The following is a 21,851-nucleotide window of genomic DNA, read 5'->3' on the forward strand; positions in this document are numbered from 1 at the left end:
GTTCCTACGCCCAAGGCCTCATAAAACGGAGGCACTTAATTCTTGATATTCATGTTTGAAACGACATATCGCTACTATGAAACCGATCATTAAAATCTGTGGTCTTTCCACAACCCAAACCATCAATGCTGCCATTAATGCGGGCGCCGATTGGATTGGTCTTGTTAATTTCAAAAAAAGCCCGCGTCATGTGGATGGTGATGAGGCTAGACGCCTTGCTGGCCATGCGCGAGGGCGGACAAAGATTGTATCTTTGGTGGTCAATATAGATGATGAAGCGCTTGATGAGATCGTGCGGGATGTCAAACCAGATATTGTGCAATGTCATGGCAGCGAGACGCCTGCGCGCATTTTAGAGATAAAATCACGTTATGATTTGTTGGTCATGAAGGCGATTGGCATCAGCGTGAGTGATGACCTTGCCGCGATTGTTCCCTATATTGGTATTGCAGATCATATTTTACTTGATGCAAAACCACCGAAAGATGCTGATCTGCCAGGCGGCAATGGCGCGACATTTGATTGGGATATTGTGAAAGACCTTCCAGATAATGTGCCTTTCATGCTCTCTGGCGGCTTGTCACCGGATAATGTACAAGAAGCGATTGAAAGGGTTAGTCCCTTTGGGGTTGATGTCTCCTCTGGTGTTGAGAGCCAACCCGGCGTAAAAGATATAGCAATGATTGAAAGCTTTATTCACGCAGCAACATTAAAAGCGTGAAACCAGAGCAAGAAGAGTAAAAAAGAGCAAAAGAGTAACGGCAATGAATGTGCAAAAACCAAATTCCTATCGCACCGGCCCTGATGAGCGCGGGCACTTCGGCATTTACGGCGGCCGTTTCGTTGCCGAAACATTGATGCCACTTATTCTGGATTTGGAAAAAGCCTATGAAGAGGCGAAAGCGGACCCGTCTTTTCAAGCCGAACTTGATCATCTCAATAAACATTATTCTGGTCGCCCCAGCCCGCTTTATTTTGCCGAGCGTATGACCGAGCATCTTGGTGGCGCGAAGATTTATTTTAAGCGCGATGAGTTGAACCATACGGGCAGCCATAAAATCAACAATTGCCTTGGCCAAATTTTGCTTGCAAAGCGCATGGGCAAAACCCGCATTATCGCGGAAACCGGCGCGGGTCAGCATGGTGTTGCGTCTGCGACAGTTTGCGCGCGATTTGGGTTTCCTTGTCATGTTTATATGGGTGCAACCGACGTTGAACGCCAAGCACCAAATGTGTTTCGTATGAAGCTGCTAGGCGCTGAGGTTAATCCTGTCACCGCCGGTGCGGGTACACTGAAAGATGCCATGAATGAAGCACTGCGCGACTGGGTGACAAATGTGGACGATACATTTTACATCATTGGCACGGCAGCAGGGCCCCACCCCTATCCAACGCTTGTGCGGGATTTTCAGTCCGTCATCGGCAATGAGCTACGCGAACAGATGATGGAAGCCGAAGGTCGTCTGCCAGACACATTGATTGCCTGCATTGGCGGCGGCTCAAATGCCATTGGCCTATTCCATCCATTCCTCGATGACGAAAATATCGAGATCATCGGCGTTGAAGCAGGCGGCCACGGCCTTGATACGGATGGGCATTGCGCGTCTCTCACCGGCGGCAAGCCCGGCGTATTGCACGGCAATCGCACGTATCTTTTGCAAGATGATGATGGGCAAATACTCGAAGGTCATTCAATCTCGGCTGGCCTTGATTACCCCGGCATCGGGCCTGAACACTCATGGCTGCGCGATACGGGACGTGTCAATTATGTGCCTATCACAGATGTAGAGGCGCTTGAGGCTTTTCAGCTTTGCACAAAGTTAGAGGGTATTATTCCAGCATTGGAACCAAGCCATGCGCTTGCCGAAGTCATTAAAAGAGCGCCAACCATGGATAAGGACCAGATCCTTGTCATGAACCTGTGCGGGCGTGGCGATAAGGATGTGTTCACTGTTGGCAAAGCGCTGGGCGTGGAGCTCTAACGAGATGAGTGATAAATTAGATATTCTTCTAGAGCGGCTTGAAGTGTTGCAATATGATGTGACAAAGATGGAAACTCGTATGGATGCTTTTGAGAATGAACTCAGACTAATGGCCCATGAACAAGCGCCCCAACTGGCAGAAATGCGTCAAGAATTAAGACACATGAAGCAGGCTGTTGACACTTTCGCAGAGTTTACTGATGGCGGAAAACCAATCGAAGCACTCCAACCAGCACCACGACGATGACATCTGTCTTGTCAGGTTTTTCTGGATAGCAGAACCAAGTCCGGCTATGAAGAATGAAATAACGATTATAACAAAGACAAGACGAGTTTAGGATGACCATCACAATCTACCACAACCCAAAATGCGGCACATCGCGCAACACTTTGGCGATGATTGAGCAATCAGGCGCAATGCTGGATGTAATTGATTATCAAAAAACACCCATTGGTCGCGCAAAACTGGTTGAGGTGATCGCGGCCACTGGTCTTAGCGTTCGTGATATCTTGCGGCAAAGGGGCACGCCCTATGATGAACTTGATCTAGGCAATGAAAAATGGAGTGATGATGAGTTGATCGACTTTATCGTCGAGCACCCCATTCTCATGAATCGCCCGATTGTGGTCTCGCCAAAAGGCGCGGTTTTGGCGCGGCCTTCCGAGAAAGTTCTGGACATTTTACCTAATCCCGATATCGGTTCCTTCACAAAAGAAGACGGCGACGTCGTCAAATAAATTCGAGAACAATCATGAGTACCAAGCGCCCCGTAACAAGAATTGATGCCCGTTTTGCAAAATGTGCGAGCGAAAACCGCCCGGCGCTGGTAACTTTTATCACAGCAGGCGACCCCGATCAGGCAACCAGTCAAGCAATCGTTGATGCATTGCCAGCTGCGGGTGCCGATGTCATTGAATTAGGTATGCCGTTCTCAGATCCAATGGCTGAAGGCATCCCGATTCAACTAGCGACCCAGCGCGCTTTGAAAGCAGGCATGCGCATGAATGATGTGCTTGATATGGTGCGCCGCTTTCGTGAGTATGACAATGAAACGCCGATTGTGCTCATGGGCTATTATAACCCGATTTATTTCCGTGGCTCAGCGGCCTTTGCGGCAGAAGCGAAAGAAGCCGGCGTGGATGGGTTGATCATTGTTGATTTGCCACCAGAAGCAGATGATGAATTATGTTTGCCGGCAATGGAATCAGGCATAAACTTCATCCGTCTGGCCACGCCAACCACCGATGACAAACGCCTGCCGGCCGTACTCAACAACACATCAGGTTTTGTCTATTACGTATCAATGACCGGCATCACAGGGGCCGCCCTCACCAATACAGGCCGTGTGGCCGATGCGGTCAACCGCATCAAAAACCATACAGATTTGCCTGTTGCGGTTGGCTTTGGCGTTAAAACCGCTGAACAAGCACGCATCATTGGCATGGATGCGGATGGTGTGGTGGTTGGCTCCGCCCTTGTTAGTGCTATAAAAGACAGCCTTGACGAAGACGGTAAAGCTACCGACATAACAGTGAAAGCCGTCACTGATCTTGTTAAAGAACTCAGTGTTGGTGTTCATGCCGCACGATCTGAAGCTGCCGAATAAGCTTGAGAATACAGATAAACTAAGGAACCAAGCCATTGAACTGGATTAGCAACGTCGTCCGCCCTGGAATGGGTTTTTTCAATAAGCGTGAAACGCCTGAGAACCTTTGGGTGAAAGATCCCGAGAGCGGCGAGCTTGTCTTCCACCGTGATCTTGAGCAAAATCAATTCGTTGTCCCAAATTCTAATTATCACATGAAGATTGAAGGTAAAAAGCGCCTGAACTTCTTTTTCGATAATGAGGAATGGAAACAAATTGATACGCCAGATGTTGCGGTTGATCCCTTGAAATTTCGCGATAGCAAGCGCTATGTCGACCGCCTTAAAGACGCCAAAGCAAAAACCGGCCTGAAGGATGCTATTCTTATTGCCCACGGCAAGGTCAAAGGTGTTGAGATGATCGCCGTCGTTCAAGACTCCGAGTTCATGTTGGGATCGCTTGGTATGGCGGCCGGTGAGGCGATTATTACTGCTATTATGAGCGCTGTAAAAAAGAAACTACCATTTGTTATTTTTACAGCTTCTGGCGGCGCCCGTATGCAGGAGGGCATTATGTCCTTGATGCAACTACCGCGCACGACCGTCGCCGTTCAAGCACTTCGTGAAGCGGGCTTGCCTTATATCGTCGTTCTCACCAATCCAACAACCGGTGGCGTGACCGCATCTTATGCGATGTTGGGTGATGTTCACATTGCAGAACCCGGCGCGCTTGTGTGTTTTGCAGGACCACGCGTAATAGAACAAACCATCCGCGAAAAATTGCCGGAAGGATTTCAGCGATCAGAATATCTGAAAGAACACGGCATGGTCGACATGGTGGTCCATCGTCATGCGCTGCCTGAGACGGTTGCACAAATTTGCGCAACATTGACCCATCAGGCTTGGCCGTTAATTGACGAACCCGCTGCAGACGACGCTGAGGCCGCAGCAGATGACGAATCTCCTGAAATTAGTGACGAGGGTGGCGACACCGCCACTCCTTAGTGCCCTCATGGCATTTGAAAGCCCTGATGATATTATTGCCCGCCTGACGATGACTTTTCCACCGGGCTATGATCTGGCGCTCACACGGGTGTTGAGCCTGCTTGAGCGACTGGGCAACCCACACCTTGATATTCCGCCTGTCATCCATGTGGCTGGCACTAATGGCAAAGGCTCGACCATCGCTTTCATGCGCTCTATTTTGGAAGCCGCAGGTAAAAGCGTTCATGTGCATAGCTCCCCCCATTTGGTCAGATATAACGAGCGGTTTCGCTTAGCCAGCGGACCGGGGGAAAGCACCTTTGTGGATGACGATAGTTTTGCTCAAGCATTGCTTAGGGTGGAGCGGATCAATGGCGGTGAAGATATTACCGTGTTCGAGCTTTTAACGGCTGTCGCTTTCGTGCTCTTTTCTAGCAATCCAGCAGATTTTACACTGCTTGAAGTAGGCCTTGGCGGTCGGCTTGATGCAACCAATGTTATCGCCCCTCCCCTTGTCAGCGTCATCACCTCTATTGCCCTCGATCATCAAGGGTTTTTGGGGGACACAATAGAAAAAATTGCTGCCGAAAAAGCCGGTATCATCAAGAGCGGCGCCCCAGTTGTTATCGGACCACAGACGAGTGATCTTGTGAGTGACGTTCTTGATTATGCGGTTGCTCGCGCTGGCACCACGGCCCAGCATGCCGGACAAGAATGGATGGCATGGTCGGAAAATGGCAGGCTTATTTTTCAAGATGAAGAAGAATTGCTTGACCTCGATATGCCCCGACTTGCAGGGCATCACCAAATAGCCAATGCAGCAACGGCGATCGCCGCCCTAAAAGCAGCGGGCCTCGGACTTGATACAGATATCATAGAAACAGGCCTGCAAAATGTTTACTGGCCTGGCCGATTGCAAAAACTGCAACAAGGCGCCTTGGTTGATCAGGCAATGAGTGAGACGGAAATCTGGCTTGATGGCGGGCACAATCCGGCAGCAGGGCAAGCAATTGCAAGTGCAATGGCCGATCTAGAGGAACGTGTTGAACGTCCGCTGTTTTTAATCGTGGCCTTGTTGAATACAAAAGAGCCAGTTGGTTATTTTGAACCTTTTGCTGATTTGGCACGTCATTGCTTCACGGTACCGCTGAACAACACAGAAAATGCGATTGACCCAAGTGAGCTTGCAGAATATGCACTCAAAGCTGGCGTATCAGCTGAGCCAGCAAACAGTGTAGAAGATGCGTTGAAGTTGATGGCGAAAAATTGGCAATATGAAAGCCCGCCACGTGTTCTGATTTCCGGTTCGCTTTATCTCGTCGGGGAAGTCTTAGAGCGTAATGGGACGCCCCCTGAATAAGAGTTATTGATGGAAATAAAGCCAACTATGGGTGATCTCCAGCATAAAAAACTGGGTGTGCTGCGTGATATCTTTGGCTATCAAACCTTTCGCGATGGTCAGGAAGAAGTAGTCGATTGCTTGTTGGAGGGAACGAGCATTCTGGCTGTGATGCCAACAGGTGCTGGTAAGTCACTTTGTTTCCAAGTGCCTGCCCTCACCATGGGTGGGCTGTGCGTGGTTGTCTCGCCTCTAGTTGCTTTGATGGAAGATCAGATTGCAGCCTTGAGGCTTGCAGGCGTTGAGGCGGATGCCATTAATTCTGCGCGTGACCGTGAAGCAAACATAGCGACATGGCGCAAAGCTGCCTGCGGTGAACTCTCCATCCTTTATATGGCACCAGAACGCTTAATGACGGATCGTATGCTCAATGCCATATCGCGCCTGCCTATCACCTTATTTGCTATTGATGAAGCGCATTGTATGTCGCAATGGGGACCCGCGTTTCGCCCTGAATATGCACAACTCGGCAAGCTATCAGATAGCTTCCCCAATGTACCGATAGCTGCCCTAACCGCCACCGCTGATGAAGCAACCCGCAAAGATATTGCAACACAACTTTTCGCCGGTCCCCACAAAGTTTTCGTTGCAGGCTTTGACAGGCCCAATATCAAGCTTGCAGTGTCATCCAAGGACAGCTGGAAAGACCAGCTGCTTGATTTTATCCTTCCACGCCGCGCCTCAAACGGTATTGTTTATTGTCTATCACGCAAAAAAACGGAAGAAGCGGCTGAACTGTTGCGTGACCATGACATCAACGCTCTCGCTTATCACGCTGGTTTGAACACCGAAGTGCGTACAGAAAATCAAAATCGGTTTGTTACCGAAGAGGGTGTTGTGATTTGCGCCACCATTGCTTTTGGTATGGGTATCGACAAGCCAGATGTACGCTATGTTTTTCATACGGATTTGCCCGGCAGCGTAGAGGCTTATTATCAAGAAATTGGCCGGGCGGGGCGTGATGGGAAACCGGCAGAAGCCCATATGCTTTTTGGTCCCGGGGACATTCGCCTCAGACGCCAATTCATCGATCAGGAAGACAGTGATAATGATCGCAAATGGCGTGAAAACCAACGCCTTGATGCATTAATCAATTATGCCGACGCCCTCACATGCAGACGCCAAGCCTTGCTTACTTATTTTGGTGAAAGCCACGAGCCTTGTGGCAATTGTGATATTTGCCTCAATCCACAAGAACTAACTGATGGTACCGATGATGCGCTTACGGTGTTTGACGCAATTTTTGAAACGAATGAAATATATGGCCAATCGCATATCATTGATGTCTTGCGGGGAGCTAATACCGAAAAAATCAAAAAAGCCAGCCATGACGACCTGGAGTGCTTTGGCAGTGGCAATGGCTACAGCAAGGCTTTATGGCAATCGTTGATACGGCAAATGATCTCTATCGGTTTTCTTGAGGTGGATGTCGCAGGATATGGCGGATTGAAAATTACCAAGAAGGGCAATGATCTTTCGCGCGGTAAAGAGACATTTTTATATCGCAAACAGGAAGCAAAACCGCCATCGAAGAAATCTCGTGAAAAGAAAAAATCCATTGCAGAAACGCGCGATATTTCTGACCGTGATCTTGGACTTTTGTCAGCGTTAAAACAAAAACGACTAACGATTGCCAAAGCGCGCGGCGTGCCAGCTTATGTTATTTTCCCTGACAGAACGCTAGAAGATATGGCTGTTGTGCGCCCTTCAACCCTTGATGAAATGATAAGAGTCAAAGGTGTGGGGAAAGCAAAGTTGAAGAATTTTGGCGATGAGTTTTTGGCTGTGATTGCCGATAGCCCATAGAAAAGCCGAAGATTTTCATCTTCGGCTTCGTCCGGTTTAATGAAAATCGCCTTTAGGCGCTTTCAGTAATCCACTTAGCAAGATCACCCTTAGGTGCGGCACCCACTTTCATAGAAGTCGCCTCGCCATCTTTAAAGACCATCAATGTTGGAATGGAGCGCACACCATATTTGATGGCTGTCGCATTGTTCTCGTCAATATTGAGTTTGACGATTTTTACCTTGTCGCCCATTTCTTCTGAAATTTCTTCAAGTGCTGGACCAATCATTTTGCATGGGCCACACCATTCTGCCCAGAAGTCGACAACGACCGGTGTTTCAGAGTTGATAACATCCTGATCGAATGTTGCGTCGGATACGACTTCAGTAGCCATGATAAACCTCTTATTTGTATGAGCTGTTAACGCTCAATTTTCACTATACTTACAGTGATTCCCCGAGAAACAAAATTACCGTGGGATTTCCCCCACTCATATGAACTCTAGAAATAAGCTCTCAGCTGCACATTGCAAGTGCCATATTTATTTTCAAACAAAAGAACAATGTTTCATATAGTTTTAAGTGCTTGTATTAAATCACTTTCTGCTAAAGGCATCAATACAGGGCCATTGGTCCAAAGTAGGGATGCTTTGATATGTTTATCAGGAAACATTGGCATCAATAACGCACGATAAAGGGCAAGTTGGCGCCTATAAACCTTGGGTGCATTGGTTGGGTGGTCGGGCACACTGCGATTTGTTTTGAAATCTACAATGTGAACAGTGTCGTCAACGATAATAAGCCGATCTATTTCGCCGCGCACCTTGTACGTGGCGCCGTTAATTGTAATCGTGCCATAGACCGGCACTTCGCTTCGGGCATTTGGCACAGCAAACAAAGAGCCCGTGAGTGGGCTTTCTAAAACACGCAACACTTCCTCAGTGATCGCGCCATGCACGGCATCATCTATGTCGGACAAATTACTGCTTAGATACCGCAGCGCTGTCGCTTCCCGCTGTGACGGAGTGATCGATGGCAGGCGCTCTAGAAGTCGGTGCATCAATAGCCCGCGTTTTATGGGGTCCACGCCTAAAAATGCTTCGCCCGTTGTGTCTGTGGTGCCTTCAATTTCATCGTGTCCACCTGTACGCGATGGCGCTATGGATTGAGCGACTGGCACGTGAGGAACGACACTTGTGGCAAGCCAATCTGGTTTATGAACCGGTGCCTCCAAAATACTTTCGCTCTCTTGGGCACTCAAAGGTGCCGCTTTACTTGAAGCCCAACGCCACGCGATAGTTTCGCCTGCCTCATCAACAATCGGCGTTGTATACTCGTGCTCTGACAGCGCTTTATGGGTTATCTCATACCAGCCCTGCTTTGGGGGGTCGCCCTTTTCTGATGCCGTGGAGAAAAGATAAAGCCTGTCGCGCGCGCGGGTCATAGCGACATATAAAAGACGATAGTATTCAGCCATTGCCTCCGATTTCTCTCGCTCAATGGCATCATTTTGCGCCGTTGTTTTGTGCTCGCTTGAGCGTTTCCAGATGTAAGGCTCGTTGCCCTCTTGCCCAAGACCTAAAATATCTGGCTGGTGAGAGGCGTGAACCGGCGCACTGCCATCAATCAAAAATACGATTGGCGCTTCAAGACCCTTTGAGCCATGCACGGTCATCACACGAGCCTCATCGCGCGCGCTTTCCATGTCCCGTTTAATTTCCACAGCACCGTTTCTAAACCATGAGACAAAGCCTTGAAGGCTTGGCACTTCCGTTTGTTCATAGGTTTGAACTTGCGTGAGAAAAGCTTCCAGCAGTTCGTCGGTCTCTCGTCCGAGCCCTTGAAGAAAGGCCTCGCGACCATGATCGCGCGATAATACATTCAGAAAAAAATCATACGGCGGCACAAAATCCGCTTCGCTCCGCCATGCATCAAGCTTTTCATAAGCGCTGACAAAGCGTGAATCACCCTCTCGTCCGCGCAGATAAAGCTCTTTCCACAAAGTACCCGTACGATTATGGGCAAGCGCAAAAAGATCATCTTCAGTGAGGCTTATTAGCGGACTTTTCAAAAGACCTGCGAGCGCCAAATCATCTTCAGACAACAGCACAAAGTCAGCCAAAGCCAGCAGATCGAGGATCGCAATATTATCCATGAGCTTGAGACGGTCGGAACCGGCAACGGCTATGCCATGGGCCTTCAGCGCCCGATTTATAGCATCCACCTGCGCCCCGCGTTTACGGGTTAAGATCAAAATATCTCCTGCAGTAATAAGCGTGCCCGTGCCTTCAAGGCGCTCCGACTTATCAAGCATATTCTTGATGGTTTTAGCGACCTTCTCAGCAAGCCGTACTTGCTCGGATTGTTCGCCAAGCTGATCCATCGGTTGCCACCATGCACCTTTGTGCACGGCTTTTGTCGGTTTAGCGAAGGGTGCCCAGAACTCCACAAAGCCCGGCTGGTTTTGTCGCGCCGCCGTGTGGTCCTCATATTCCTCTGTGAGATAGCCCTTTATCGCATCATTGCCACAAACAATATCAACCGCGCCAAGCACATCAGCTGTTGAGCGAAATGAAAGTGAGAGCGCTATTTTTTCAAAGCGCTTTTCTGCATTTTGGGCTTTGGTCAAAAAATGCTTGCGCATTTCGCCAAATTTCTCAGGTGACGCGCCTTGGAAGGAATAGATAGATTGCTTTTCATCACCAACGGCGAACAACGTGCGGTTTTGGGTGCGCGCACCCTCACCACTAAAAAATTCGTCGGCTAAATGTTTAATCACATCCCACTGGCGGGGGCTGGTGTCTTGTGCCTCGTCCACTAATATATGATCCAAACCCTGATCTAGCTTATAATGCACCCAAGCAGCAGCATCTGGCTTTTCTAATAAATCAGCCGACTTGTGAATGAGGTCGTCAAAATCCATCATGCCGCTTGCTGATTTACGCCCAGTATAAGATTTTGCAACAGCCGACCCAAGCGTCAACAAAGCTTGCGTCGCTTCAATCGTATGGATAGCTTTTTGCTTATCCAGAAGATCAAGCAAACGCTCTTGTTCTTGTGTCAGCCGCTCTTCAAGGTCTGAAAAATTCCCGATAATATCTTTTGAAGCGACACTACCTAATTTTTTCGCCTCACCCTTTTTGGTGAAGAAAAAATCGAACATCGCATTTTGACGTTCAGCGATTGGAGCTGTTGAAAGAATAATGGCGATAAGGTCTGCTTGCGCCTGAAACTTTACCGAGCTCGCAGCAAGCTCTTGCCGCAGACTTTCCATATAAACAGGAGGAAAATTTGGTAGCTCCATCATCTGCTCTTGAAAGCCCGCAATCGTATCATTGGCACCAAGATTGAAATAATCCCGCAAACCTTCAACGGCACCGACAACACCGCCAAGCTCTTCAATCCAGTCAAGCAATGTCTGCTGCTTGCTTAAGAAGTTGCGCAACGCTTTTTCGTAGCCCATGTCTGAAGCATGAGCGATGGCGATGGACAGATTGGTTGCAATTACACCGTTTGGATTATGGGCCGCCTCCATCAAGACATCGCGCTCAGCTTCATGCAATAATTTCTCTTTGCCCACATCGTCCAGCACTTCAAAATGTCCCGCCACATTGGCCTCTACTGGGAACTGATGCAGCAAGCGTTCGCAGAACGCGTGGATGGTCTGAATTTTCAAGCCACCCGGCGTCTCCAAGGCCTTTGCAAAAAGTCGCCGGGCCTCGCGCATTTGTTCATCCCTTGGCGCCTTGCCTGTAAGCTCAACAATCTCATTGTAAAGGTCGCTATCGGCGGCGGTTGTCCATTCGGCCAAGGCTTTGAAGACGCGCTCTGACATTTCAGCAGCAGCGGCCTTAGTAAAGGTAAGACACAAGATTTTTGATGGCTCCGCCCCTTCTAACAAAAGCCGTATGACGCGCCGCGATAAAACATAGGTTTTGCCTGAGCCTGCGTTAGCACCCACCCATGCGGAAAGCGCAGGATTAGACGCCGTTGCTTGGCGCATACGTACATTATCATCAATCGTGAGACTATTGCTCATGTCTCATCCTCATCTTCTGTGACCTGCCATTCTTTGACGCGAGCGAGATGGTCATAATCGCCCTCAAAGCGAAATGTGAAATCAGGACGTGGACGAGACATATAGCCTTGCTCTGGATCACGATATTGACGGATAAGGTCGACAAGCTGTTGTTCTGCCAGATCGCCAAGGTCGTCAGGCGTGTCTTGGGTTTCCCCCTTTTTTGCTGTGATAAGTGCTGATTTGAATGGGGCTGTATCTTCGCGCCCATTAAGCTTCACCCAGCCGAGCTGAGATACAGACCGCGATGAGAAAGGTGCTATACGATCAAATGCTCCCTTTTGTTGCATCGTCACTTCCAAAGCAAGCTGAGCATTGAGGCCCGATTTTACTTGCTTCGCACTTGGTGGTTCGCCGGTTTTAAAATCAATAATCGACAAGGTGCCATCTTCTAATTCATCAAGCCGGTCGATCATACCCGATAGAGTAAAGGGCTTTTCATCAACAGCGATATCAACACGGGCATAGATTTCAGAATGGCGTGTGTGGGGCGCTGGAGCGCGTTCCTTTTCCCAATTAAGATAGGCGCTGGCTATACGCTCGAATCTTGGCCACCAAAGAGCTTTTTGGTCGGGAAAGTCACGCATCTCTTCGTCAAAAATTTCAGAGCCAATCTCACGTAATCTGGTGAGAGTCGCATCATTGATAATGCCATCCCAGTTTTTATTAAAACGATCCAGTATTTCGTGAATAATCGTGCCACGCTCGGCGAAGCTTGGAAGTGCACCCAGCGGATCAACTCGTCTTAATTCTAAAATACGATCAGCATAAATAGCATAGGGATCACGCACCCATGCTTCCACCCGTGTCACCGACAGGTTGGTGGGCCGCACCTCAACCGATGGCTTAGGGTTTGGTCTTTCAGCTGGTGTGTGAGCCCTGTTTTGTGGTCGATCCAGATGGGCAGCATGTCCGAGATAATGTGCGCCCCGTTCACTCATGGCCTCGGCCAATGGTTCGCCGACAAGAGCCAACAAGCGTTGCAGCCAGCGCGACATAACCGTGGGTGTACCACCACGTTTCGCCGCACGCGTAAGCAGCACCTTGCCCACGCCCAACCCTTGGCAAACGTCATGGGCGGCAAGACCAATACGCCGCTCGGGCGCCTCAAGTTCTAATCCTGCGCGCATACCACGCGACATGAAGGCATCCGTTTGAGCCGCTTTAGGCCAAGCGCCCTCATCAAGCGCTGCAAGTACGATAAAGTCAGGACTAAGAAGACGGGCCTCTAATGCGCCAAGAATGAGAATGCGCGGATCTTCTGCCCCCGCTTCCCGCACTGTTCCTGACCCCAAGAGCGCGCGGAATAATTTTGGATAATGCCCCGCCTCCAACATGAAAGAATGGGCCTCTTCACCCTTGAGAGTTTCAAATCGTTGAACGACGGCTTTTAGAGCAGGACTATGAGCCGGCTTTTCTTCCATAACTTCTATCAACGCCGCGTGATGGGTCGCGGCAAGTGTGGATAGAGGATAATCTTCGTGACCATCAAACAACTTTTCTAGGGGCGTGAATATTTTTATGAGCTGGCTAATGAGTGTCTCAGCCACATCCCAGTCTTCATGAGAGGCATCCGCAATGGCAGGGTGTAATCTGCCCGCACTTCGGCTTTTTGGTTCACCTTCAGGTTCGCTGCCGGTGATATCAGGAATTTTCGCCGTGCCACTGAGCACATCGGCGCTTACTTGTTCCAATCGTTTTCGCAGTCCGTGCGTACCCCCAGCAATGCGGGGTCCGCGTAAAATGGCAAGATCCAAAATGCGCGCAGCTCGGCGCACATGCCGCCCCTCCAGACCGAAGCGAGCGAGAGGATGTTTTAATAGCGCCAAGACTGTTACGGGGTCGAACTGACTTGAAACCGTATCAATAATCAATTGCGCCAATATGGCAGGCGCTGTTTTGACAAGCGGGCGGCCAGCGGAATCATCAATGCTCAAACCCCATCGCCCAAGCTCTAGCGCCACGCGGCGCGCAAGAGCGCGATCAGGTGTAACCAAGCAGGCAATGCCCGTGCTGTTTTCAATATAACCGCGCAAGGCGCAAGCGATAGCAAGAGCTTCCTCTGCATCATTTTTGGCATTCACCAAAGCAACATCTTTAAAGGCGTCCGTTATAGACTGATCACTTATGAGCTTGCGAAGTTCAAACCATTGGTCTGTCACTGGTGCGGGCAGCATGGCCTGTGAGACGATGTTTGTGCGTTGTGCCAGATCATCGCTACGTCCACCGATGAGCTCTATCTCGCTTGGCTCGATTTTTACAAAATCTTTGATGAGTTGTTTCAAGCCATATTGTGGATGCCCACTCATCGCTTTATCGCGGTCTTCACTGCCGCCGATAGCGTCATAGTCATCAGGTCGCATGTTAAGATCAAAACCTGGCAAAACCAGTGCGCCATTTTGCAAGCGAGCAACGGTTGCGAGAAATTGTGCCGTTGAAGGCAATGTACCAGTTGAACCTGCGGCAATCACGGGACCCTGCAGAGTGCTGAGTATTTGTTCTTCTTGAGCGATTAATAAATCTCGACGAGTCGCGGCATCCACCATGCCGCGTTCATCCAGTATTGTGGGCCATATCTCGGTTACAATTTTTAAAAATGTTAGGCTCATCTGCCAAAAAGCGGCATAATCATCAGGTACAAGCTTGGCAAGATTTTGCCATGAAATTTTTTCTGTCGCGGCTCTATCAAGAAGATCACCAAGATCGGCGGCAAGCCAAGCAGCATCCGCCGGAGACGCTGGCATCAGCAAAGGTTGATCACTCGATTTTACAGGCGTTGATCTGCCTTCTTGAGAACGACCCCACTGCATGACAAGTTGTGTTAAAATAAGCTGTCGTGAGAGAGGCGAAAGCGCTGGCGGCACTTCGTTCGGCGCACCATCACGAGGTCGGTTTAAATCATCTTCTTCAAATAATATCGTATCTTCATCCACATCACCAAGAGCACGGATGCGGGGCAAGAGTAGTGTTTTATTAGGGGCCGCATCAAGAAAAGCCTCTTCTAACAGGCGGGCTGAGCGTTGGGTCGGCAGATAAATGGAGATTTGTGACAACGCTAATGGATCATCTAATTGAAATCCATCGGGCAACAATGTGCCATCCAGAACATTTGTGACGAGGGTTTTTAAAAACGGCACATCGGCTGGGATAGAATAAACTTTGGCGCGCTGATAACCCTGTGACATTCCGTCAACCTGTGGCGTTTTTGATGGCGGCTTCTGCCGCTCCAATGGCTTCAGGCGTGCCTACATGCAACCATGTGCCATCCATATGTGTTCCATAAAGCCGACCAGCCTCGATTGCCCGATCGAAAAGCACATTGAGCGAGAATTTACCCTGTGGGGCATCTTTAAACAATCGCGGATGGAAAATGGCCGCACTGGCGTAAACATAAGGAGCCGCGATGTTTTCCTCTCGCCGCTTCAAATGACCACTTGGCTTCATTGTAAAATCACCCAAACCCTCAAAGCCGATTGCCTTAACCGTGGTTGAAAGCAAAAGAAGCCCATCCATTTTTGTATTATCCCACGTTTCCGCAAGAAGAGTGAAATTAGGTTTTACGCCTTCAATCCAAATAGAATCGGCATTGAGATAATAAAAAGGCTCATCGCCAAGATGAGGCAATGCTTTGACCGTGCCGCCGCCGGTTTCCAGAAGTTCTTCGCGCTCATTTGAAATGATAATGCGGGGGTTTTGGCGCTTGGAAACATGCACCTCCACGAGATCCGCAATATAATGGACATTTACAACTGCTTCTTGTGTGCCAGCTTGTGCCAATGCATCCAATCCATAGTCAATCAGCGATTTGCCGCATACCTCAATCAATGGCTTTGGCGTTGTCGCTGTTAGAGGGCGCATACGCTTGCCAAGTCCTGCTGCCGCAACGAATGCTTTGGTTGGATATTGGGGGTTTTGAGTGCCGCTCACGCGTTAATTTCCTCGTTATGAAATATTGATAAAGATAGTTATAGCCCAAGATTGTCAGCGTACCAGACCTTAATCTCATGCAAAATGGGATGTTCGAATGCACGGCGCAAATATTCTTTCGTGCGCGGTATATGCTTCATATAATGGTCTTTACCATCGCGATATTTTAATCGGGGCCAAAGACCGAGCAGCCGCGTGCCGCGCTCTGCCGCAATAATCGCATAATCCCGCTCAAAAGCAATCTCATCAAATGCCTTGCTTTGATTGTTGCGTGCGGCGATATAACGCTGTTTTAGGTGATGCTCCATCTCTATTGGCACGGTATAACGCGCATCTTGGCACAGGGATGCCACATCATAGGCAGATGGCCCGATAAGGGCATCTTGATAGTCAATCAAACCAATGCGGTTATTGCCGGATTCGTCAGGCCGCCACATTAAATTTGGTGAATGATAATCACGTAAAAACCAGCTTTTTTCACCTGTGGAAAGCGTATTAAAAAGCGTCTGCCATATAGCCTTATACTCCGCTTCCACTTCCTCACTGAAGGGTGTGCCCACTACATGGGGGGCATACCATTCTAGTAGCAAAGAAATTTCAATATCGAAGACGGTCTGATCAAATGTTGCAAGGCTATGGATGGAGCCATCGGGGAGTGGTGCACTGTCCGGCCAGTCATGTCCGTGAATCTTTGCTAGAATATCCAAAGCGGTTTCATAACGCACGGCATCTGGCGCATCATCAACAATGACGGTATGGGGCCCAAAATCCTGCATCAGCAAAAGACCTGCATCCAGATCATAGGCATATAGCTCAGGTGCAGGAAGCGCCCGCGCACGCAAGGCTTCGCCAATGGCCACAAAGGGGCGCACATCTTCAGCAAGATGAGCAAGCTGGCTGTAGCGTTTGCCGTCTTTGACAATGGGCCCATCGGCCACCGCTGGCGCATCCATTAAAACAGCCATAGCACCATCGTTGCGATAGGCTTTTTCATACGCGCGCGCAGAAGCATCCCCTTGCAGAAAGCGTCGCGTTGCATTGCTCCAGCCATGAGCATCCAAAAAGGCGCGAATTTGGAGTGTGCGGGTTATGCGCTCAGCCCAGCGCTGATTGCCAAAAAAGGCAATAGAACGCCCCTCGCCTGCCACATCAATTTTTAGGGTCAGCCCATCTTGTGGCATATCATCTGGTGCCTGCTGTGGCCATTCGACAAGCGTGATGCCACTTTCCAGAGCTTCTTTGAACCCTATTTCTTGAAGTTCGTCAGGGTCCGTGATGCGATAAAGATCAAAATGCGCAAGTGGTGTACGGCCCTCTTCAAAATGATTGACAAGGGTAAAAGTCGGGCTTGGCACCTCGGCCTGATCATCATCAAGAAAAGCGCGGATTAAGGCACGGGCAATGGTGGTTTTACCCATGCCAAGATCACCAGAGAGAAGGACGCAATCGCCAGATCGCAAGGCTGGCGCAATGTCCTCCCCAAGCCGATTGCTAGCGGCATCATCTTCAAGCGTGAGTGTCAGAAAAGGGCTGTGCATTTGCATCACAGATTATTCGGCAGCGGTCGAGTTGTGATCTGGTTCCATAGGGATCACACAGGTAATTTTTGTGCCTTCACCTTCTTGGCTATCGATAGCCACATGGCCATGGTGAAGTTCAACAAAGCGTTTGACGATGGAAAGGCCAAGCCCAGCACCGCCACGAACAGACCCTTGCTCCTGACTTTCAAACCGTTCAAATACTTGATTGATAAATGTCTCAGATATACCCGCACCCCAGTCTTGCACTTCAAAGATAAGATCTTCATCTTTGCTTGAGACAATGAGAGAAATTTCGCTATTTTCTTCGGAGAACTGGATTGCATTAGACAGGAGATTGAAAAGAGTTTGTATCATCCGGCGTTCATCGCCTATGAAAGTGTCAACATCGGGGGCAATAGTCTGTGTAAGTTTAATTTGGCGCTCACGAAGGCGGTCTTTCAACCCTTCAACAGCATTATTGATAATGCCGCGAACAGAAACCTCACTGAGAGATAACTCTAATACGCCTGCATCTGCGGTCGCCAAATCCAAAATATCATTGATAATAGCAAGCACTGACGAGGAAGAGGAGAGGATATAATCCGTATATTCTTGTTGTTTATCTGTGAGCGGACCAATGTCTGCATCCGACAGAAGCTGCGTAAAGCCAATGATATTTGTTAAAGGTGAGCGCAGTTCGTAGCTTACATGTTGAACGAAATCCGTTTTCAATTTGTCCGCTTCACTCAGCGCTTCATTTTTCTCCATCATGGCATTTTCAAAATTAACACTATCGGTAATGTCAACAAAGGTAATCATCCTGCTGCCATCGATCAGGGCATTGGTTGAATAACGTATGACAGAGCCATCTGGGCGCTCCATTGTGCCATCAGCTTCATCTGGTTTGTCGCTCACACCCACAACAGCCATCTTCAGGGCATGCCAGTCATCTTTACAGGCATATTTTTCAACACAGATCTCAGCAATACTGTTTAAATCCGGATTGGTGACTAAGATTTCATCATCCAAGCCCCACAATTTCATGAAAGAAGCATTCTTCAGGGTTAGTTTTCCATCGCTTGAAAAAACAGCCACACCATCCGACAGGCGATTTAATGTTTCTCTTTGCAAGCATGACAATACATTTACGCGTTTTTTAATATCCAGCTCCGCGGTCATATTTTCATATATCCACGTAACGCCCCCACTGGCCCGGGGGCTAGCGACAACACGCAGGGTTTGTCCGTCCGGCAAATACCATGTGAATTCTTGCGTCTCTACGCTTTGATGAACATCAAGAATGTTTTTCTTCCATTGGCGATAATTCGCCTCGACTGGCAACTTCTCAATACTGCGTAGTTTGTCGAGAATTTCGGAATCATTTGGGGCGCTCGTCAAAAATACCTCTTCAAGTCCGAAGAGTTCGCGATAGGCTTTGTTATGGAAAGTTAGCTTATGCGATTTATCAAAAATAACCACAGCCGTGGCCAGCTCGTTAAAAGTTGTCTCATGCGCCTTAATTGTTCGATTAAGTGCGGTTTGAGCCTTTTCCGCGTCGCTCACATCAGTTGCAATGCCGGCGCTGCCGCTCTCAGTGGGCACAGAGACCACATCAAATGTGCAGCGATTTCCATTTGAAATGGCGTTTACCCGTTTTTTAAAGGGACTGCCCTGCTCGTGTAGTTGCGTCATTGCATCACGAGCTTCTTTATCAAGTAGTTCTGCTAGTACTTTGGTGTTTGCTGCGCTGTCAACGGCATCGTGATAAGCCTTATTGGCCCATTTAATAATGCGTTCGCCCGCTTCGTTTTGATGGCCAAGCCATGACGGCTGAGGCAATTCTTCAAGAAGCGCTTGAAATGTTTTTGCTTCCGAGGATTTTTCCGATAATTGACGCCGAAGTTCCAAAATAACTTGTTGGTCGCCAGAAAGATCGCGAAAGCGCACAAAAATCTGCCCGCCCATGCTGCGACCATAAGCATCAAGATAATTACCCTCACGTGTCGCAATGGCTAATTGAAAAGCTGTGCCATCAGAGCGCAGTGCTGCGATATGGCGCTCAAGACCAGCGGCGGAGGGCGCTTGGAGCCATTTTCCAAAGGCCGTAAAATCTGTAAAGCTGGTTGGTGCTGAACAATTATCTGGTAAGTCGCCTATAATGGTTGGCGTTTGGCTTGTTGATTGCCAAATCATAAAACGCTGATCGTCGGCCTGAATGAGTGTTTCAAACCGATCAGAATAAGCCCGCAAATCTGCCAGTTCATTGGAAAGAACATCACGCTCTTGTTCAGCGCGGCTGGAAGATCGCATGAAAACACCACAACCAACAATCGCAAAGACAAGCGTTGCGACAAATGCCGCATAGGAAATGATATTGGATGTCGTATAATTCTCAACCAGAGAAGCTGCATGGAGTGAGGTTGAGGTGAGTAGCGTTGATGAAAGCAGAACAGGCAATGCAGCGAAGTATTTTTTCGGACGCGATAAAGCGCTTTTATGGAGGTATTTTACCCCACGAGAAAGCCATCTATCTAAATGCAATTGCATTCGAAGTCCCCAAAGAATCAAAATGTACTGAAAAGTCACTCGATACCAAGACTTCGCAATCGAACTATTCGCTCTAAATATTACCGAATCGTTACCAAGATACTGTCCGCAGGACTCAACGCGAAGGGATTTTAGATAAAAATTTGCAAAAAATAAAAACCGCGCGCCAATAAGACGCGCGGTTACTATATCTTGTATCCGTGAATGCTCAGATCAATATTTGTAGTGTTCAGATTTATAAGGGCCTTGTGGAGAAATGCCGAGGTATTCTGACTGTTCGTCTGAAAGAACGGTTAGTTTAGCGCCGAGTTTAGCAAGATGCAGCTCAGCAACTTTCTCATCCAGATGTTTCGGCAAGATATAAACATCGTTTGCATATTTCTTCTCAGTTGCATTTGAATCAGCCCATAGTTCCATCTGTGCCAAAACCTGATTGGTGAAAGATGCAGACATCACAAAGGAAGGGTGACCCGTAGCATTACCAAGATTCACAAGGCGGCCCTCTGATAAAAGGATCATACGATTGCCATCTGGCTTCTCAATGAGGTCAACCTGAGGTTTCACGTTCGACCATTTGAAGTTTTTAAGACCAGCAACCTGAATTTCATTATCAAAGTGGCCGATGTTACAAACAATCGCCATGTCTTTCATTGCGCGCATATGGTCAACGCTGATGACATCTTTATTGCCTGTGGCTGAAACGAAAACATCCGCATTGGGTGCTTCATCTTCCATGGTGACAACTTCAAAGCCATCCATGGCTGCCTGAAGGGCACAAATAGGATCGATTTCGGTTACCTTCACGCGCGCACCAGCGCCCAACAAAGACTGAGCAGAACCTTTGCCCACATCACCATATCCACAAACAACAGCAACCTTACCGGCCATCATTGTATCTGTACCGCGACGGATCGCATCGACGAGAGATTCGCGACAGCCATAGCGGTTATCAAATTTTGACTTGGTGACACTGTCGTTCACATTGATCGCAGGGAACGGAAGCTCACCTTTTTTGACAAGATCATACAAGCGCAGAACGCCCGTTGTGGTTTCTTCAGAAACACCACGAATGCTGTCACGCACACGAGAATAGAAAGTCGGGTCGACTGCTTGACGTTTCTTGATTGTTTCAAAGAAGATTTCTTCTTCTTCGTTGCCTGGATTTTCAAGAATGCTTGGATCCGTTTCAGACTTAGCGCCATTCAAGATCAGCATTGTGGCATCGCCACCATCATCCAAAATCATATTGGCATAAGAGCCATCTGGCCATTCCCAAATTTTATCGGAAAACGTCCAATATTCTTCTAGCGTTTCACCTTTGAAAGCAAAAACCGGAATACCTTTTGCCGCCATAGCAGCAGCAGCATGGTCTTGTGTTGAGAAAATATTGCAAGATACCCAGCGAACTTCAGCGCCGAGTTCAACAAGAGTTTCAATCAAAACAGCGGTTTGAATTGTCATGTGCAGGGAACCTGCAATGCGCGCGCCTTTAAGGGGTTTTGATGCTCCATATTGTTCGCGCAAAGCCATCAAGCCCGGCATTTCTGTTTCCGCAATATCAAGTTCTGTGCGACCGAAGTCAGCAAGACCGATGTCTTTTACATAGTAGTCAGCCATATTTGGATTCCTGAATTATATGGATTTTAAAACGCATAAGGTAAGATCATAATCAATAGAGCCCACCTAGCTCGACGGTTCAATAACAGGAGTTAGCGCTCTACACAAGAAGGATATAAAGAAATCTTTATATCAACAAGCGCTTCTTTTAGAGCGCTCTTGGAAAATATTATTCACCTTCGCCGAATTTATCTGCAACCAATTGAATTAAGGCGCTAAGCGCTTCCTCTGCCTCGGGACCACTTGCTTTGACATGAATGCTAGATCCAGATGCCGCTGCCAACATCATCAAGCCCATGATTGAAGTACCCCCCACGGTCTGATTGTCTTTTGTGACTACTATTTGGGCTTTGAAGCTCTCGACACATTTGACAAATTTTGCTGATGCGCGTGCATGCAAACCACGTTTGTTACAAATCTCCAGCATG

16 protein-coding genes are annotated in these 21,851 nt (G+C 48.5%); 8 read left to right on the top strand and 8 right to left on the bottom strand.

Features of this window, described 5'->3' with window-relative positions; genetic code table 11:
• Positions 1-76 precede the first annotated feature (76 nt).
• From ABJ081_02525 to recQ, 8 genes are all read left to right on the top strand, one after another.
• Entirely contained in the window at positions 77-721 is a 645-nt protein-coding gene (locus tag ABJ081_02525) for a phosphoribosylanthranilate isomerase (GenBank protein ID MEP6355532.1), read from the top strand.
• A 43-nt stretch (positions 722-764) separates the two neighbouring features.
• A complete protein-coding gene (gene trpB, locus ABJ081_02530) occupies positions 765-1,982 on the top strand; it encodes a tryptophan synthase subunit beta (protein ID MEP6355533.1) in 1,218 nt (405 codons plus the stop codon).
• 4 nt (positions 1,983-1,986) lie between these two features.
• Positions 1,987-2,229, top strand: a complete 243-nt coding sequence (locus ABJ081_02535) for a hypothetical protein (protein ID MEP6355534.1) — start codon at positions 1,987-1,989, stop codon at positions 2,227-2,229.
• Positions 2,230-2,321: 92 nt separating this feature from the next.
• Positions 2,322-2,720, top strand: a complete 399-nt coding sequence (gene arsC / locus ABJ081_02540) for an arsenate reductase (glutaredoxin) (protein ID MEP6355535.1) — start codon at positions 2,322-2,324, stop codon at positions 2,718-2,720.
• A gap of 14 nt (positions 2,721-2,734) precedes the next feature.
• Positions 2,735-3,589 carry a tryptophan synthase subunit alpha gene (trpA, locus tag ABJ081_02545; GenBank protein ID MEP6355536.1) on the top strand — a complete coding sequence of 285 codons (855 nt, stop codon included), beginning with the start codon at positions 2,735-2,737 and terminating at the stop codon, positions 3,587-3,589.
• Positions 3,590-3,624: 35 nt separating this feature from the next.
• On the top strand, positions 3,625-4,572 hold the full coding sequence (gene accD, locus ABJ081_02550; protein MEP6355537.1) for an acetyl-CoA carboxylase, carboxyltransferase subunit beta: 948 nt from the start codon (positions 3,625-3,627) through the stop codon (positions 4,570-4,572).
• A gap of 7 nt (positions 4,573-4,579) precedes the next feature.
• Entirely contained in the window at positions 4,580-5,911 is a 1,332-nt protein-coding gene (locus ABJ081_02555; GenBank protein ID MEP6355538.1) for a folylpolyglutamate synthase/dihydrofolate synthase family protein, read from the top strand.
• A gap of 9 nt (positions 5,912-5,920) precedes the next feature.
• Positions 5,921-7,756 (top strand): DNA helicase RecQ, encoded by a 1,836-nt coding sequence (gene recQ / locus ABJ081_02560; protein ID MEP6355539.1) that lies wholly within the window; start codon positions 5,921-5,923, stop codon positions 7,754-7,756.
• 52 nt (positions 7,757-7,808) lie between these two features.
• On the opposite strand, the gene trxA is transcribed toward recQ, so the two are convergent.
• The 8 genes from trxA to ABJ081_02600 all read right to left on the bottom strand — a co-directional run bounded on the left by trxA (position 7,809) and on the right by ABJ081_02600 (position 21,850).
• Positions 7,809-8,129 carry a thioredoxin gene (trxA, locus tag ABJ081_02565; protein MEP6355540.1) on the bottom strand — a complete coding sequence of 107 codons (321 nt, stop codon included), beginning with the start codon at positions 8,127-8,129 and terminating at the stop codon, positions 7,809-7,811.
• Positions 8,130-8,302: 173 nt separating this feature from the next.
• Positions 8,303-11,773, bottom strand: a complete 3,471-nt coding sequence (gene addA / locus ABJ081_02570; protein ID MEP6355541.1) for a double-strand break repair helicase AddA — start codon at positions 11,771-11,773, stop codon at positions 8,303-8,305.
• Positions 11,770-14,997, bottom strand: coding sequence for a double-strand break repair protein AddB (gene addB / locus ABJ081_02575; protein ID MEP6355542.1), 3,228 nt, complete (start codon positions 14,995-14,997; stop codon positions 11,770-11,772). Before addB ends, addA begins: the two co-directional genes overlap by 4 nt.
• A gap of 4 nt (positions 14,998-15,001) precedes the next feature.
• The gene (locus ABJ081_02580) at positions 15,002-15,739 is read right to left on the bottom strand and encodes a nucleotidyltransferase family protein (protein MEP6355543.1); all 738 of its coding nucleotides are present in this window, start codon (positions 15,737-15,739) and stop codon (positions 15,002-15,004) included.
• A 38-nt stretch (positions 15,740-15,777) separates the two neighbouring features.
• Positions 15,778-17,277, bottom strand: a complete 1,500-nt coding sequence (gene tsaE / locus ABJ081_02585) for a tRNA (adenosine(37)-N6)-threonylcarbamoyltransferase complex ATPase subunit type 1 TsaE (protein ID MEP6355544.1) — start codon at positions 17,275-17,277, stop codon at positions 15,778-15,780.
• Between the two features lie 12 nt (positions 17,278-17,289).
• Positions 17,290-19,806: a PAS-domain containing protein gene (locus ABJ081_02590; GenBank protein MEP6355545.1), complete on the bottom strand. Its 2,517-nt coding sequence runs from the start codon at positions 19,804-19,806 to the stop codon at positions 17,290-17,292.
• A 213-nt stretch (positions 19,807-20,019) separates the two neighbouring features.
• Positions 20,020-21,423, bottom strand: coding sequence for an adenosylhomocysteinase (gene ahcY / locus ABJ081_02595; GenBank protein ID MEP6355546.1), 1,404 nt, complete (start codon positions 21,421-21,423; stop codon positions 20,020-20,022).
• Between the two features lie 169 nt (positions 21,424-21,592).
• Positions 21,593-21,850: an HPr family phosphocarrier protein gene (locus tag ABJ081_02600; protein MEP6355547.1), complete on the bottom strand. Its 258-nt coding sequence runs from the start codon at positions 21,848-21,850 to the stop codon at positions 21,593-21,595.
• Between the last annotated feature and the right edge of the window lies 1 nt (position 21,851).

The sequence above is a fragment of the Hyphomicrobiales bacterium genome (assembly GCA_039989895.1).
GTDB lineage: Bacteria > Pseudomonadota > Alphaproteobacteria > Rhizobiales > JACESI01 > JACESI01.

Bases quoted from the DNA above. Each gene is read 5' to 3' on its own strand.
- ABJ081_02525 (MEP6355532.1), top strand. From the start codon at position 77: ATGAAACCGATCATTAAAATCTGTGGTCTTTCCACAACCCAAACCATC.
- trpB (MEP6355533.1), top strand. From the start codon at position 765: ATGAATGTGCAAAAACCAAATTCCTATCGCACCGGCCCTGATGAGCGC.
- ABJ081_02535 (MEP6355534.1), top strand. From the start codon at position 1,987: ATGAGTGATAAATTAGATATTCTTCTAGAGCGGCTTGAAGTGTTGCAA.
- arsC (MEP6355535.1), top strand. From the start codon at position 2,322: ATGACCATCACAATCTACCACAACCCAAAATGCGGCACATCGCGCAAC.
- trpA (MEP6355536.1), top strand. From the start codon at position 2,735: ATGAGTACCAAGCGCCCCGTAACAAGAATTGATGCCCGTTTTGCAAAA.
- ABJ081_02555 (MEP6355538.1), top strand. From the start codon at position 4,580: ATGGCATTTGAAAGCCCTGATGATATTATTGCCCGCCTGACGATGACT.
- recQ (MEP6355539.1), top strand. From the start codon at position 5,921: ATGGAAATAAAGCCAACTATGGGTGATCTCCAGCATAAAAAACTGGGT.
- trxA (MEP6355540.1), bottom strand. From the start codon at position 8,129: ATGGCTACTGAAGTCGTATCCGACGCAACATTCGATCAGGATGTTATC.
- addA (MEP6355541.1), bottom strand. From the start codon at position 11,773: ATGAGCAATAGTCTCACGATTGATGATAATGTACGTATGCGCCAAGCA.
- addB (MEP6355542.1), bottom strand. From the start codon at position 14,997: ATGTCACAGGGTTATCAGCGCGCCAAAGTTTATTCTATCCCAGCCGAT.
- tsaE (MEP6355544.1), bottom strand. From the start codon at position 17,277: ATGCACAGCCCTTTTCTGACACTCACGCTTGAAGATGATGCCGCTAGC.
- ABJ081_02590 (MEP6355545.1), bottom strand. From the start codon at position 19,806: ATGCAATTGCATTTAGATAGATGGCTTTCTCGTGGGGTAAAATACCTC.
- ahcY (MEP6355546.1), bottom strand. From the start codon at position 21,423: ATGGCTGACTACTATGTAAAAGACATCGGTCTTGCTGACTTCGGTCGC.
- ABJ081_02600 (MEP6355547.1), bottom strand. From the start codon at position 21,850: ATGCTGGAGATTTGTAACAAACGTGGTTTGCATGCACGCGCATCAGCA.